At 72.9% G+C, this 13406-nt stretch carries 13 protein-coding genes; 10 read left to right on the forward strand and 3 right to left on the reverse strand.

Annotation, left to right across the window (positions count from 1 at the left end; translation table 11 throughout):
• The first annotated feature begins 2 nt into the window (after positions 1 to 2).
• The 9 genes from AB0I79_RS48410 to AB0I79_RS48450 all read left to right on the forward strand — a co-directional run bounded on the left by AB0I79_RS48410 (position 3) and on the right by AB0I79_RS48450 (position 9324).
• On the forward strand, positions 3 to 1370 hold the full coding sequence (locus AB0I79_RS48410) for a cellulase family glycosylhydrolase (RefSeq protein WP_357888886.1): 1368 nt from the start codon (positions 3 to 5) through the stop codon (positions 1368 to 1370).
• Positions 1371 to 1496: 126 nt separating this feature from the next.
• The gene (locus AB0I79_RS48415) at positions 1497 to 2462 is read left to right on the forward strand and encodes an STM4015 family protein (protein WP_357888889.1); all 966 of its coding nucleotides are present in this window, start codon (positions 1497 to 1499) and stop codon (positions 2460 to 2462) included.
• 1 nt (position 2463) lies between these two features.
• Positions 2464 to 3504 (forward strand): STM4015 family protein, encoded by a 1041-nt coding sequence (locus AB0I79_RS48420; RefSeq protein ID WP_357888892.1) that lies wholly within the window; start codon positions 2464 to 2466, stop codon positions 3502 to 3504.
• Positions 3505 to 3615: 111 nt separating this feature from the next.
• Positions 3616 to 4662 (forward strand): STM4014 family protein, encoded by a 1047-nt coding sequence (locus AB0I79_RS48425; RefSeq protein WP_357888895.1) that lies wholly within the window; start codon positions 3616 to 3618, stop codon positions 4660 to 4662.
• On the forward strand, positions 4659 to 5450 hold the full coding sequence (locus tag AB0I79_RS48430; RefSeq protein ID WP_357888898.1) for an STM4013/SEN3800 family hydrolase: 792 nt from the start codon (positions 4659 to 4661) through the stop codon (positions 5448 to 5450). Before AB0I79_RS48425 ends, AB0I79_RS48430 begins: the two co-directional genes overlap by 4 nt.
• The gene (locus tag AB0I79_RS48435) at positions 5437 to 6702 is read left to right on the forward strand and encodes an STM4012 family radical SAM protein (protein WP_357888901.1); all 1266 of its coding nucleotides are present in this window, start codon (positions 5437 to 5439) and stop codon (positions 6700 to 6702) included. Before AB0I79_RS48430 ends, AB0I79_RS48435 begins: the two co-directional genes overlap by 14 nt.
• Positions 6696 to 7517, forward strand: coding sequence for an STM4011 family radical SAM protein (locus AB0I79_RS48440; protein ID WP_357888904.1), 822 nt, complete (start codon positions 6696 to 6698; stop codon positions 7515 to 7517). Before AB0I79_RS48435 ends, AB0I79_RS48440 begins: the two co-directional genes overlap by 7 nt.
• Before the next feature lie 89 nt (positions 7518 to 7606).
• Positions 7607 to 8137: a SigE family RNA polymerase sigma factor gene (locus AB0I79_RS48445; protein ID WP_357888907.1), complete on the forward strand. Its 531-nt coding sequence runs from the start codon at positions 7607 to 7609 to the stop codon at positions 8135 to 8137.
• Positions 8134 to 9324: a hypothetical protein gene (locus AB0I79_RS48450; RefSeq protein ID WP_357888909.1), complete on the forward strand. Its 1191-nt coding sequence runs from the start codon at positions 8134 to 8136 to the stop codon at positions 9322 to 9324. The genes AB0I79_RS48445 and AB0I79_RS48450 overlap by 4 nt, the downstream gene beginning before the upstream one ends.
• Before the next feature lie 2 nt (positions 9325 to 9326).
• Here AB0I79_RS48450 and AB0I79_RS48455 read toward each other — a convergent pair whose 3' ends face one another.
• The 3 genes from AB0I79_RS48455 to AB0I79_RS48465 all read right to left on the reverse strand — a co-directional run bounded on the left by AB0I79_RS48455 (position 9327) and on the right by AB0I79_RS48465 (position 12393).
• The gene (locus AB0I79_RS48455) at positions 9327 to 10463 is read right to left on the reverse strand and encodes a DUF6745 domain-containing protein (protein WP_357888912.1); all 1137 of its coding nucleotides are present in this window, start codon (positions 10461 to 10463) and stop codon (positions 9327 to 9329) included.
• Entirely contained in the window at positions 10463 to 10759 is a 297-nt protein-coding gene (locus tag AB0I79_RS48460) for a hypothetical protein (protein WP_357888915.1), read from the reverse strand. The genes AB0I79_RS48455 and AB0I79_RS48460 overlap by 1 nt, the downstream gene beginning before the upstream one ends.
• A gap of 74 nt (positions 10760 to 10833) precedes the next feature.
• Positions 10834 to 12393 carry a DUF4434 domain-containing protein gene (locus AB0I79_RS48465; RefSeq protein ID WP_357888918.1) on the reverse strand — a complete coding sequence of 520 codons (1560 nt, stop codon included), beginning with the start codon at positions 12391 to 12393 and terminating at the stop codon, positions 10834 to 10836.
• An 83-nt stretch (positions 12394 to 12476) separates the two neighbouring features.
• Between AB0I79_RS48465 and AB0I79_RS48470 the strand changes: the two genes are divergently transcribed.
• The gene (locus tag AB0I79_RS48470; RefSeq protein ID WP_357888920.1) at positions 12477 to 13301 is read left to right on the forward strand and encodes an SDR family oxidoreductase; all 825 of its coding nucleotides are present in this window, start codon (positions 12477 to 12479) and stop codon (positions 13299 to 13301) included.
• Positions 13302 to 13406: the final 105 nt, after the last annotated feature.

Genomic DNA, 13406 nt, shown 5'->3' on the forward strand with positions numbered 1-13406 from the left:
CCATGCTGCACGTGTCCGGAACCCGTCTCGTGACGGACGACGACGCGCCGGTACGGCTACGGGGGGTGGGTCTCGGGGGCTGGATGAACATGGAGAACTTCATCACCGGCTTCCCGGCCAACGAGAGCTCCATGCGGTACGCGGTGCGCTCCGTGCTCGGCGACGAGCGGGCCGAGCTGTTCTTCGACCGGCTGCTGACCTCGTTCTTCACCGAGCAGGACGCCGCGCTGCTGGCCGGGCTGGGCATGAACTGCGTGCGCATCCCGGTCAACTACCGCCACTGGGAGTCCGACGAGCGCCCGATGGAGATCGACCAGCGCGGCTTCCGCCACCTGGACCGGGTGATCGACCTGCTGGGCGAGCACGGCGTCTACAGCGTGATCGACCTGCACGCGCTGCCCGGCGCCCAGAACCAGCACTGGCACTCCGACAACCCCACCCACGTGGCCGCGTTCTGGCAGCACCGGCACTTCCAGGACCGGGCGGTACACCTGTGGGAGGTCATCGCCGACCACTACCGCGACCATCCCTGGGTGGCCGGCTACAACCCGGTCAACGAGCCCGGCGACGTGTCGGGCAAGGTGATCGGCCCGTTCTACGACCGGCTGGTCAAGGCGATCAGGGCCGCCGACCCGCGGCACGTCCTGTTCCTGGACGGCAACACCTACTCCACCGATTTCTCGATATTTCGTGAGGTGTACGAGAACACCGTCTTCGTCATGCACGATTACGCGCTGGCCGGGTTCGCCCACGGCGGCCCCTACCCGGGGTACACCCGCGGCGAGTGGTGCGACCGGGCCGAGCTGGAGCGCACCTTCGCCAAACGCTCCCGCTTCCAGCGCGAGACGGGCACGCCGCTGTGGGTGGGCGAGTTCGGGCCCGTCTACACCGGGGACCCGGCCGTGGACCGGCAGCGTTACCAGATCCTGCGCGACCAGCTCGCGATCTACGACGAGCAGGACGCGGGCTGGTCGCTCTGGACGTACAAGGACGTGGGGTTGCAGGGGCTGGTCCACGTCTCGGAGCCGTACCTGGAGCGGTTCGGCGGCTTCATCGCCAAGAAGCGGCGGCTCGGCGTGGACCGCTGGGGCTCGACGATGGAGGAGTCGGCCGAGGCGCTGGCCCCGCTGCACGCGCTGGTCGAGACGGAGTTCCCCGAGTGGCACCCCTACCCCTGGGGCGCGCGCTACCAGACCGACGACCTGATCAGGCACATCCTGCTGGCGCAGGCGCTGCTTCCCGAGTACGCCGGGCTGTTCCGCGGGCTCGGCGACGACGAGCTGTTCGTGCTGGCCGACTCGTTCCTGCTGGAGCGGTGCGTACGCCGCGAGCCCCTGCTGGACCTGCTGGCCGACAACCTCAAGGGCTGAACCCGCCGTCCCGGACGTTTGCCCCGGTGCCGGCGGGCAGGCGGGCTCGGCCGCCTGGACGCGGGAAATGTCGGGTGGATCTGGTAGGACAGGCTTCGCTGGATCCCCCCGACACTAGGACCGTCCGTGACCATCGACGCGCAACCCAGCCATTACGACACCTACTACAAGGCCTACGCGGGGATGCCCGTGTTCTGCGGGCTTTCTGGTGAGAACGAGGACGAGCCCCTCCCGGAAGACGCCGGAGCCGTCGCCTGGAAGCTGGAGGCCAGCGAGTTCAACGACGACCTCCCCGCCGAGATCACCGAAACTTTCGACTGGTTCTTCGACAATGTCGACACCGCGAAGGTCAAGGCGATCGTGATCGGCGAGTGGGAGTCGAGCTACGAAACCAGCAACGCGCCGATCATCGAGCGGCTCGCCGCGAGCGCCGACCGCCTTCCCGAGCTGCGCTCGGTGTTCGTCGGAGCGATGTCGCCGGAACAGTCGGAGATCTCCTGGATCCAGCAGTCCGACGTCACGCCGCTGCTGGAGGCGTACCCGAAGCTGGAGCGCCTGGAGGTGCGAGGCGGGTCGGGGCTGGCGTTCCCGCCCGTGCGGCACGAGTCGCTGCGCGTGCTCAGGTTCGAGACCGGCGGCCTGCCCGCCGAGGTCGTGCGCGGGGTCGGCGACAGCGACCTGCCCGCGCTGGAGCACCTGGAGCTCTGGTTCGGCGTCGACGAGTACGGCGGTGACTCCACGGCGGCCGACGTCGCCGGCATCCTGAGCGGCGAGCGCCTGCCCGCGCTGCGCTACCTGGGTCTGCAGAACTGCCCGTACGCCGACGAGCTGGCCGCCGCCGTGGCCGCCGCGCCCGTCGTGGCCCGGCTGGAGGCGCTGAGCCTGTCGATGGGCTCGCTCGGGAACGACGGCGCCGAGGCGCTGCTCAGCGGCCAGCCGCTGAACCACCTGCGCCGGCTCGACCTGCACCACAACTACCTGAGCGACGCGATGGCGGAGCGCGTGCCGGCGGCGCTGCCCGGGGTCGAGGTCCGGCTCGACGACCGGCGCAGCCGCGAGGAGGACTGGCGTTACGTCGCGGTGAGCGAGTGACATGAACAACTTTTACGACTCCTCCGACGAGGACGAGGACGAGAGCTACGAGGAGACGCCGGCCGATCCCCGCGATCCCGGGGAGACGTTCCTCCCCGAGGAGGCCGTCTACCGCTTCGACCTGGCCGGCATGCACCGCGAGCGCTTCGCGGGCCTGCCCGTCAGGGAGCTCGACGACGGCGTCCCCAGCCGGCCCGACCAGGTCGCCTGGCTGGTGACGGACGAGACCGGCTTCGGCTTCGAGGACGACAAGGACGACACGGCCCTGGCCGACGAGCTGGACCACCTGCTGCGCCGGGTGAACCCCGCCCAGGTGACGGCCCTCGCCGTCACGGGCCACGGCGCCGCCAACGCGCCGCGGCTGCTGGCGCAGCACGCCCGGCGGCTGACCGGGCTGCGCTCGGTGTTCCTCGGTTACATCGAGCGTGAGCACTGGGAGATCTCCTGGATCCGGCACGGCGACATCACGCCGCTGCTGGAGGCGTACCCGAGGCTGGAGCGGCTGGAGGTGCGCGGGTCGCAGGGCCTGGAGCTGCGGCCTGTCACCCACGAGCACCTCAAGGTGCTGCGCTTCGAGTCCGGCGGGCTGCCGGGAGCGGTGGTGCGGGCGGTGGGCGCGAGCACGTTCCCCGCGCTGGAGCACCTGGAGCTGTGGCTCGGCGTCGAGCAGTACGGCGGTGACACGACCGCCGCCGACCTGGACGGCATCCTGTCGGGCACGGGCCTGCCCGCGCTCAAGCGGCTCGGCCTGCGTGACAGCGAGCGGCAGGACGACGTGGCCGCGGCTGTGGCGGCCGCGCCCGTGGTCGGCCGGCTGGAGGAGCTGAGCCTGGGCATGGGGGCGCTCACCGACCGGGGCGCGGAGGCCCTGCTCAGCGGCCAGCCGCTGACCCACCTGCGCGTGCTCGACCTGCGCCACCACTTCCTCAGCGACGCCATGGCGCCGCGCGTGCTGGACGCGCTGCCCGGAGTGGCCGTCGATCTGGGCGAGCAGCAGCGCGCCGAGGACGACGGCTGGATGTACGTGGCGGTGACCGAGTGACTCGGCTGTCCCGGATCGTGCGTCGCGGAGACGGGGTGACGCGGCTGGCCCGCATGTGCGTGGCGGTGACCAAGTGACTCGGCGATTGCGCATGTGCGTGGGGGTGACCGCGTGACGGTGCGGTTCGCCGTCGTCGGGACACCGGGAGATCGCCGGGTCACGCTGTTCCGCGACGCCGTGGTGGCCCGCGGCCTCGCGGAGCCGTACGTGATCGCCTGGCGGGACGTGCTGGCCGGGCGGGAGCTGGGCGCGCCCGAGGGGGCGCTGCTGCGGATCGACTCGCCCGGCGAGGACGCGCAGGCCGACGCGCTGCTGCGCGGGCCGGGCGAGCCGGCGCGGGTCGGCGGGGGCGCCGCCTGGTACCGGGCGTTCACCGCGGGGCTGGAACGGGTCGCGGCGATCCCCGGCGTTCGGCTGCTGGGGGACGTCGGCGAGATCGGGGTGATGTTCGACAAGCGGCGCTGCCACGCGGTGCTCTCGGCGGCCGGGGTGCCGGTGCCCGAGGGGTTCCCGGCGGGCTCGTACGAGGAGCTGCGGGACGGGATGGCGGCCCGTGGGTGGGCCCGCGTGTTCGTCAAGCCGGCCCACGGCTCCTCGGCCTCCGGCGTGATCGCCTTCCAGGCCCACGCGGGGCGGGTCCACGCCGTCACCTCGGCCACCTGGACCGGCGGGACGTGGTGCAACTCGCTGCGGGTCAGGGCCGTGACCGACGAGGCGGAGGCGCGGCGGCTGGTGGACTTCCTGGCGCCCGACGGGCTGCACGTCGAGCAGTGGTTCCCCAAGGCGGCGAGCGGCGGGCGGGCGTTCGACCTGCGGGTGGTGACCGTGGCGGGGCGGCCCACGCACGCCGTCGTGCGGACCAGCCGCAGCCCGATGACGAACCTGCATCTCGGCGGGTCGCGCGGCGACCTGGAGGCGGTGCGGGGGCGGGCCGGGCTGTGGGAGCGGGTGCTGGAGGTGTCCGCGCGGGCGGCCGGGTGCTTCCCGCGCAGCCTGAGCACGGGGGTGGACGTGATGGTCGGGTCGGACTGGCGGTCGGTGGCGGTGGCGGAGGTCAACGCGTTCGGGGACCTGCTGCCGGGATTGGGGGATTTTTCGGGACATGGGCGAGACACGTACGCCGAACAGGTCGAGGCGGTGCTGACCTCGTGGACATGAACGAGATCGTGGGCAGCCACGACATCCTCCTCGTCACGCTCGACACGCTGCGCTACGACGTGGCCGCCGCCCAGGCCGAGGCCGGGCTGCTGCCGAACCTCCTCCCCCCGGGCGCCCGCTGGGAGCGGCGGCACAGCCCCGGCAGCTTCACCTACGCCGCCCACGCCGCCATCTTCGCCGGCTTCCTGCCCACGCCCGCCGCCCCGGGCCCGCATCCCCGGCTGTTCGCGGCCACGTTCCCCGGCAGCGAGACGACGGCGGCGGGCACGTGGGTGTTCGACGCGCCCGACCTGCCTGCGGGGCTGGCGCGGGCGGGCTACCACACGGTGTGCATCGGCGGCGTCGGGTTCTTCAACAAGCGGACGCCGCTCGGGTCGGCGCTGCCCGGCCTGTTCGCCGAGAGCCACTGGGAGCCGGAGTTCGGCGTGACGGACCCCGCCTCGCTGGAGCACCAGATCGACCGCGCCGCCGAGGTGCTGGCGCGCGTGCCCGGCCCGGTCCTCCTCTTCGTCAACGTCTCGGCCCTGCACCAGCCGAACCACTTCTACCTGCCGGGAGCCACCGGCGACTGCCTGGACAGCCACGCCGCCGCCCTGCGCTACGTGGACCGGCACATCGGGCGGCTCTACTCGCTCATGCGCCGCCGCCGGCCCTGCCTGGCCATCGTCTGCTCCGACCACGGCACGGCGTACGGCGAGGACGGGCACGTCGGCCACCGGATCGGCCACGAGGTGGTCTGGACGGTCCCCTACACCCATTTCGTCCTGGAGAGCCATGCGGCCGTATGAGAGTTACGTCTACGCCTACCCGCACAAGACCGCGTACCGGCCGCTCGACCCGCGCCCACGCCTGAAGGAGGTCTGGTCCGGGGAACGGCCCGGCGCCCTGTACGTGCACATCCCGTTCTGCGAGATGCGCTGCGGCTTCTGCAACCTGTTCACCCGCACCGGCGCGCCCGAGGAACTGGTCACCACCTACCTCGACGCCCTCGAACGGCAGGCCGAGCAGGTGCGCGAGGCGTTGCAGGAGACCGGCTTCGCCACGGCGGCGTTCGGCGGCGGCACGCCGACGTACCTCAGCGCCCGCGAGCTGACCCGCCTGTTCGACCTCACCGAGCGCACGATGGGCGTGGACCTGGCGCGGATCCCGCTGTCGGTGGAGACCTCCCCCGCCACCGCCACGCCCGACCGCCTGTCCGTGCTGGCCGAGCGGGGCACGTCGCGGATCTCGATCGGCGTGCAGAGCTTCGTGCCCGAGGAGGCCCGCTCCGCCGTCCGCCCGCAGAAGCGCGCCGAGGTGGACGCGGCGCTGGACACGATCAGGGCGTCGGGCGTGCCGGTGCTGAACATCGACCTGATCTACGGCATCGACGGCCAGACACCGCGGTCGTGGCTGTACTCGCTGGACACGGCGCTCGGCTGGCGGCCCGAGGAGCTGTACCTCTACCCGCTGTACGTCCGGCCGCTGACCGGGCTCGGCAAGCAGGGCCGGGCCTGGGACGACCAGCGGCTGGAGCTGTACCGGGCGGGGCGCGACCATCTGCTGGCGGCCGGGTACGAGCAGGTGTCGATGCGCATGTTCCGCCTGCCGGGCACGCCCGGCTCCACCGGCTACTGCTGCCAGACCGACGGCATGGTCGGGCTGGGCTGCGGCGCCCGGTCGTACACGAGCGCCCTGCACTACTCCTTCGACTACGCCGTCGGGGCCCGGCACGTGCGCTCGATCATCGACGACTACGTGGCCGAGACCGGCTTCGGCACCGCGAACGTGGGCTTCGCGCTCTCCCCCGGCGAGCGCAGGCGGCGGCACCTGATCCAGTCGCTGCTGCGGGCCGAGGGCATGTCACGCAGCCTGTACGCCGGCCGGTTCGGCACGGACGTCCTGGACGACTTCCCCCTGGACCCCTTCGCGGAGTGGCTCACGATCACGGACTCGACGGTCGCGCTCACTCCGGAGGGGCTGGCGTACTCGGACGCGATCGGCCCCGCCCTGTTCTCGCCGCGGGTCCGGGCGCTCATGGACGGATACCAGGCATGCTGACCATCCTCTACCGCGGCCCTCTGGCGAGCTGCGACTACGACTGCGCCTACTGCCCGTTCGCCAAACGCCGCGACACGCCCGAGCAGCTCCGCGCCGACCGGGCCGCGCTGGAGCGGTTCACGGCCTGGGTGGCGGGGCGGGACTTCGAGGTCTCGATCCTGTTCACGCCGTGGGGCGAGGGGCTGGTCAGGTTGTGGTACCGGCGGGCACTCGTGGAGCTCTCCCGGCTGCCGCACGTGGCGAAGGTGGCGATCCAGACGAACCTGAGCTGCCGGACGGACTGGCTCTCGGAGGCGTCGGAGCGGGCCGCGCTGTGGGTGACCTACCACCCGACGCAGGTCCCGTACGAGCGGTTCCTGGCCAAGGTCCGCTCGCTCCCGGTCCGGCACAGCGTCGGCATCGTCGGCGACCCCGCCCACCTGCCGCACGCGCGGCGGCTGCGGGCCGACCTGCCGCCGGAGACGTACGTGTGGGTCAACGCCGAGGAGGGCCGCCTCTACACCGACGCCGAGGCCGCCGAGTGGGCGGCGATCGACCCCCTCTTCTCCTACAGCCGCTTCCCGCACGCCAGCGCGGGCCTGCCCTGCCGCACGGGCGACAGCGTGATCTCGGTGAACGGCGACGGCACGGTCCGCCGCTGCCACTTCGTCCCCGAGGTCCTGGGCAACCTCTACGACGGCTCCTACCGCCCCGCCCTGCGCCCCCGCCCCTGCCCGGCGGCCTCCTGCGACTGCCACATCGGCTACGTGCACCTGGAGCCGCTGGGTCTCTACGACGTCTTCGCCGGCGGCGTCCTGGAACGCGTCCCCCGCTGAGGTTGTCGTCGTTCGGCGACGACGGAACCGGCGAGCCCGCCGAACCTTTCGGCCCGTGACCGGCGTCGGTACGGGTGAGAGGAGTCGTCTTGGACCGCAATGACAGCTTCCGCGAGTTCGTCGCGGGGCATCAGCAGGCGCTGATGCGTACCGCGTACCTACTCACGGGCGATCCGCACCTGGCCGAGGACCTGCTGCAGAGCGTGCTGCTGAAGGTGCTGCGGCGCTGGTCCCGGCTGTCGCGCGTGGAGCGCCCGGAGGCGTACGCGCGCAAGGCGCTGGTGAACCAGTACATCTCGTGGCGGCGGCCACGCAGGGCGGGGGCCGAGCTGTCCACTGCCGCGCCGCCCGAGCGGCCGTACTCGAGCGAGGACGCCACGATCGTCCGGGTGGTGATGCGGCAGGCGCTGATGCGGCTGCCGCCCCGGCAGCGGGCGGTGATCGTGCTGCGTTACTACGAGGACCGCACGGAACGCGAGACCGCCGAGCTGCTGGGCTGCTCGGTCGGGACGGTGAAGAGCCAGGCCCACTACGCGCTGGCCCGGTTACGCGAGCTGGCGCCGGAGCTGGCGCCGCGGCTCGCCGAGTTGGAGACCGACGTCCGGGAGGGACAGCGATGACCTGGCTGCGGGACGTGCTCGTCGACCTGGCCGGGGACTCTCCCCAGGTGGATCTGGCCGAGCGCACGATCATGATCCGTGACCGCCGGCGGCGTACCGCGATCTCGCTGGTCGCGGCGGCCATGGTGGTGGTCACGGCGCTGGGCGTGACGGTGGCCGCGCGGCTGCTGCCGCCCGGGCCCGACGACGCCGCCTCGGTGAGCGACCTGCCGGCGAAGGGGGTGGGGCCGCTGAGTCACGCGGTCAGGACGTACTGCCGGCCGGCGAGCGGGCGGGCGCCCGAGGACTGCCGGGACGGGGAGTGGCGGCTGGTCACGCGTGACGGCAGGACGTATCGCGTGCCGGACGCGCTGCCCGGCCTCGTGCCCGGCCGGACCGGCCTGCGTGACAGCCCGCTGGCGATCAGCCGCGACGGCGGCAAGATCGCCTACTACGGCGCCGAGGAGGAGACGTTCGTGGTCCGCGACCTGGCCTCGGGCAGGCGCACCACCGCCCCCGCGAAGGTGCCGAAGGAGTGGCTGTACAGCAGGACCCGCCTGATGCTCTCCGACGACGGCCGCTACGTCACCTTCATGAAGAACCCGCAGTTCAAGGACCCGGGGCTGATCTTCGACCTGCGAGCGGGGGCCGTCCGCGAGCTGCCCAACGGCTGGGTTCCCGCCGGCCTGTCACCGGACGGCGGCACCCTCACGCTCTCCCAGTACGCGCCCAGATCGATGCTGCGCACCATCCCGAGGTTGTGGACGACCTCGGGCGGCGGCACCTCGGTCACGCTGCCGCAGGACTACGAATTCAGCCCGCTCGCCCCCGACGGGCGCAGCATCGCGGCCGTCGAGAGGTACTTCGCCCGCGACTTCCCCTGCCCCCGCCTGGGCAACCTGGTCGTGCTGGACGCCCGCACCGGCGTGAAGCTCAGGTCCGTCATCGTGCAGGGCCTGGACGCGGGCGTCACCAGCCTCTCCCTGCGCACGTGGCTCGGGCCGGAGGAGGTGACGGCGCTGGCCGAGTCCGTCCCGTGCGACCTGGAGGCCTACCACGAGGGGCCCGACGAGGAGGCCGAGCAACTCGACCAGCCTTACCGGACGCTGACCGCCTACGCCGTGAACGTCGAGACCGGCCGGGCCAGGAAGCTCACCACGTACACGGCGCAGGACTTCTTCGAGATCGTCCTGCCCGGTGCGGTGTGACGTCAGGTCTCGCGCCGCGGCCGGTAGTCGTCCTCGGCGATGCCGAACGTCCACGCCACCCCTTCCCGCGCCCGCCGCACCCACGGCGGCACCCGCAGGAAGTAGGTGCGGCGGGTGCCGTCGGGCTCGGGCGTGGAGTTGACCACCTCCACCATGGCCAGCGGCTCGTCGTCGGGCAGCTCGATCCGCCACAACACGCCGGTCTCGTCGGAGTGCACCGGCTGCGCGCCCGACTCGGCCAGGTAGCGGTCGAGGCCGAAGTGCTCCAGCATGGCGCGGCGCAGCTCGGCGTTCGGCTCCGAGCGGATACGCTCGGGGGTGAGCCCGGTCATCGCGGCCCCGAAGCCAGGCGGGACGGGCATGCCGTGCCAGGCGTGCAGGGCGAAACCGTCGGCGTAGGCCAGGGCGGGGCCGTCGGCGCGGTGCAGCCGGCCGAGGTCGTCGAGGTGGAGCTCGACGGGCCGCTCGGTGACGATGGCGAGCCGCTCGTACGGCCACCACCAGCCCGCCCGCTCCGCCACCCGCTTGAGCCCGTCGAGCCCGTCGAACGCCGACAGCCAGGGCGCGTCGTGCTGCCCGAGCACGGCGTCGAGCGTCACGTGCCGCAGGCTCTCGCCGAACCGCTCGGCCTCCAGGTCTGTGTCCGTGCCGAGGGCCGTGTCGAGGGCGGCGCCCCGGTCGGCGATGGCGCGGCGCAGGTCGCCGACCAGCCGCTCGGCCTGCGGCCACAGCCGCCCGCCCGTCTCGGCCCAGAGCCGCGCCCAGCCGGCGGGCCCCAGCTCGGCGTAGGCGGCCGCCCTGGCCCGCTCCCACGGCGCGGTGCGGACGGCGTCGCGCACCGGCCTCCCGGGGTCGCCGCCCTCCAGCACGGCCCGCACCGCCGGATCCGCCCGCAAGCCCGGCAGGCCGGTGTGCCGCCGCGCCGGATCGGCGGGCCTGGCCTGCTCCAGCTTCGCCCGAAGCGTCTCGTCACCGGTCAGCCACGCCGCCACGACCGCTCCGGCCAGGGGCGACGGCAGCACCAGCACCCGCTCGGGCTCGGCCAGCCCCGCCTCCCGGTACGCCTGCCGCACGGCCGCCTCGGCGCCCTCGCCGGGCCCGGTCGCGACGGTGACGCGCTCCCACGTCAAGGTCGTCATCAGTCGGCCACCACCCGGTAGGAGCCCGGCACGTACTCACGCTGCCGCACCACGCGGTACCAGCCCTTCGGCAGCGAGATCGCGTCGTGCTCCTCGTGCACGAGCAGGCCGCCCTCGGGCAGGTGCAGGAAGCCGCGCGACAGCGTGCCGGGGCCGGGGATGGCGTGGCAGTGCCCGGTGGCCTCGCCGTGCGCCAGCACGAGCCGCCCGCGCGCGTCGCGCGGCTCGGGCCGCAACCCGCCGGGAACGGACTCCTCGGGGACGGGCACGATCAGGATGTCGCCCTGTCGGTACATCGACCAACCTCCATCGATCGGGGGGATGATCGGAAAGTAGCGGCGGGCACCGACAGAAACCGGGTGGCCGCCGTTCAACGCTCCGCGCGGATCGGGTAGCCGCTCGTGCTGGAGTGGCCGGCCGCGTTCGTGGCCGTGACGGAGGTCCACGGCCAGGCGTAGGGGACCCAGGCGGATTCGAGCCGCCCCCGGGTGTACGACTCCTGCGCCACCACGGCCCCGCCCGGCTCGAACCGCAGCGTGCCGCCCCGCAGGTGGTAGCCCTCGACGAGCACGCCCGGCCGCCCGCCCCGCTCCTCCGGCCGCGCGGCGACGATGATCGGCTGCTGCCATCCGGCCGCGATGTCGTCGGCCAGCGACGGCGTGTCGTAGCGGGCCTGGCAGGTGAAGAAGGGGTCCCACCCGTACGAGATGATCTTGACGGGGTGCGGCCCCGACGCCATCACCTGCTGGTCGAGCCGGGCCTTCGTGGTGCGCCCGCGGGGCGGCAGCGGGTCGGCCCGCCCGCACTCGCCCTCGACCGGCGTGGGCTCGAAGCCTTCGACGTTCACCCACAGCTCGACCCCGCCGGGCACCCGCCGGGCGGCGGCCTCCACGTACGCGCTGGTGGGCCCGTAGTACGCCTGCGCGTTGGACACGTCGCCCACGACGGGCACCAGCCGCGGCGCCACCGTGGCCTCGCCCTCCTGCGGCCCGTGCACCGGCACCTTGCCGGTGCCGCGCCCGTCCTGCACGGCGACCGCCATGGGCGCGCCGGCCCGCGTGCCCGCGATGTCGGCCAGCCCCTCCTCGACCTGCGACGGCGGGAAGCCGCGGCCCCGCCGCGCGTCGATGTACGGGCTGACCACGATCTTCTTGCCCGGCAGCGCCGAGGCGACCACGGCGTGCTGGGCGGCGTACAGGGAGATGATCGGGTCCTGCTCGGCCCGCGCCCGCATGGCCAGCTCGAACGACTGGTACACCCCGCCGAACGCGGACAGTCCCGCGAAGCGCGCCCGGTAGTCGGCCAGCACGCGGGCGGTGAACGCGTTGAGCGCGGCGGTGTGGGCGGCGTCGGGCTCCCACGGCTTGTCCTCGCGCTGCGAGGCGGCGGGCAGGCCGGGGAAGACGGTCATGCCGTACGCGCTCGCCTCCCGCATCAGGTTGCCCAGCCCGTCGCCGTCGGTGGCGGCGAGCACGAGGTCGTGCTCGGCGGCGGCGCACGACTCGGCCAGCGTCAGCCGGTAGAAGGTGCGCCCGCCGCTCCCGATCCGCCGGTCGATGCCGGGGCAGCGCAGCATGCCCTGCCCGAACTCCTCGCTGGTCAGGTACGTGTACACCTGGCGGACGCGCACGCCGGGCACCTCGGCGCAGGGCTTGCCGTCCACGAGGCAGTCGGGGAAGTCGGGGTCCTGCCGCGCGTTGAACCGGGGCCCGAACGTGATCAGCGTGTCGCCGCCGATCGCGTGGATCGCCTCGACCATGCGCTGCGTGACGCACCGGTCGGCGCGCGGCATCACCCAGTAGCCGGTGACCGCGTAGGGCGCCACGACCCTGGTGTCGCGCGGCGGGCACTCCTCCGGCCCGGGATCGTCAGGAATGACCAGTCCCGCCACGAAGGCGGCCGCCACGATCAGCCACAGGACCCGGTGCACTCACACCCCTTCCACGCCCGGCCTCCAGACTACGCGGCGACCCCGGCGCGGACCGTCACGATCTGATCGCGGAGAATGACATCATGCGTATCGATCTCAGCGGCAGGACCGCGCTGGTCACCGGCTCGACCCAGGGAATCGGAGCGGCCATCGCCACCGGGCTGGCGCGGGCGGGGGCCCGGGTGGGCGTCAACGGCCGTGGCGAGGGCTCGGTGGCCGCGGCCATCGAGCGGATGGACGACGAGCGCATCGAGGCCGAGCGGGTCGCCGGCGAGCGGCTGCACTACGACCTCGTCGCGGCGCCCGGAGACGTCTCGACGGAGGAGGGCTGCGCGCGGGTCGCGCACCTGCTCCCGCACGTGGACATCCTGGTGAACAACCTGGGCATCTTCGGCGCCAGGCCGGCGCTGGAGATCGACGACGGCGAGTGGCGGCGCTACTTCGAGGTCAACGTGCTGGCCGCGGTCCGGCTGACGCGCGCGTACCTGCCGGGGATGCGGGAGCGCGGCTGGGGCCGGATCCAGTACATCGCCAGCGACTCGGCCATCGTCATCCCGCACGAGATGATCCACTACGGCATGTCGAAGACGGCGCTGCTGGCGGTCTCGCGCGGGTTCGCCAAGGAGGCGGCGGGCAGCGGCGTCACGGTCAACTCGGTGATCGCGGGGCCGACGCACACCGGAGGTGTGGAGGAGTTCGTCTACCAGCTCGTGGACCGGGAGCTGCCGTGGGAGGAGGCGCAGCGGGAGTTCATGCGGCTGCACCGCCCGCAGTCGCTGCTCCAGCGCCTGATCGAGCCCGAGGAGATCGCGAACCTGGTGGTCTATCTCAGCTCCCCCTTCGCCTCCGCGACGACGGGCGCGGCGGTGCGGGTGGACGGCGGGTACGTCGACTCGATCCTCCCCTGACCAGGGGCTACAGAAATGCGCTGACAACAGACGCACCATCGTCAACAAATGCCTCACAAGCCCTCTTTGCAGGCCCATACAGATCATGTTAGAAGGGAGGGAAGC

This window comes from Nonomuraea sp. NPDC050202 (genome assembly GCF_040656115.1).
GTDB lineage: Bacteria > Actinomycetota > Actinomycetes > Streptosporangiales > Streptosporangiaceae > Nonomuraea.

Coding starts and splice junctions, on each gene's coding strand:
- AB0I79_RS48410 (WP_357888886.1), top strand. CDS start 3: ATGCTGCACGTGTCCGGAACCCGTCTCGTGACGGACGACGACGCGCCG.
- AB0I79_RS48420 (WP_357888892.1), top strand. CDS start 2,464: ATGAACAACTTTTACGACTCCTCCGACGAGGACGAGGACGAGAGCTAC.
- AB0I79_RS48430 (WP_357888898.1), top strand. CDS start 4,659: ATGAACGAGATCGTGGGCAGCCACGACATCCTCCTCGTCACGCTCGAC.
- AB0I79_RS48435 (WP_357888901.1), top strand. CDS start 5,437: ATGCGGCCGTATGAGAGTTACGTCTACGCCTACCCGCACAAGACCGCG.
- AB0I79_RS48440 (WP_357888904.1), top strand. CDS start 6,696: ATGCTGACCATCCTCTACCGCGGCCCTCTGGCGAGCTGCGACTACGAC.
- AB0I79_RS48450 (WP_357888909.1), top strand. CDS start 8,134: ATGACCTGGCTGCGGGACGTGCTCGTCGACCTGGCCGGGGACTCTCCC.
- AB0I79_RS48455 (WP_357888912.1), bottom strand. CDS start 10,463: ATGACGACCTTGACGTGGGAGCGCGTCACCGTCGCGACCGGGCCCGGC.
- AB0I79_RS48460 (WP_357888915.1), bottom strand. CDS start 10,759: ATGTACCGACAGGGCGACATCCTGATCGTGCCCGTCCCCGAGGAGTCC.
- AB0I79_RS48470 (WP_357888920.1), top strand. CDS start 12,477: ATGCGTATCGATCTCAGCGGCAGGACCGCGCTGGTCACCGGCTCGACC.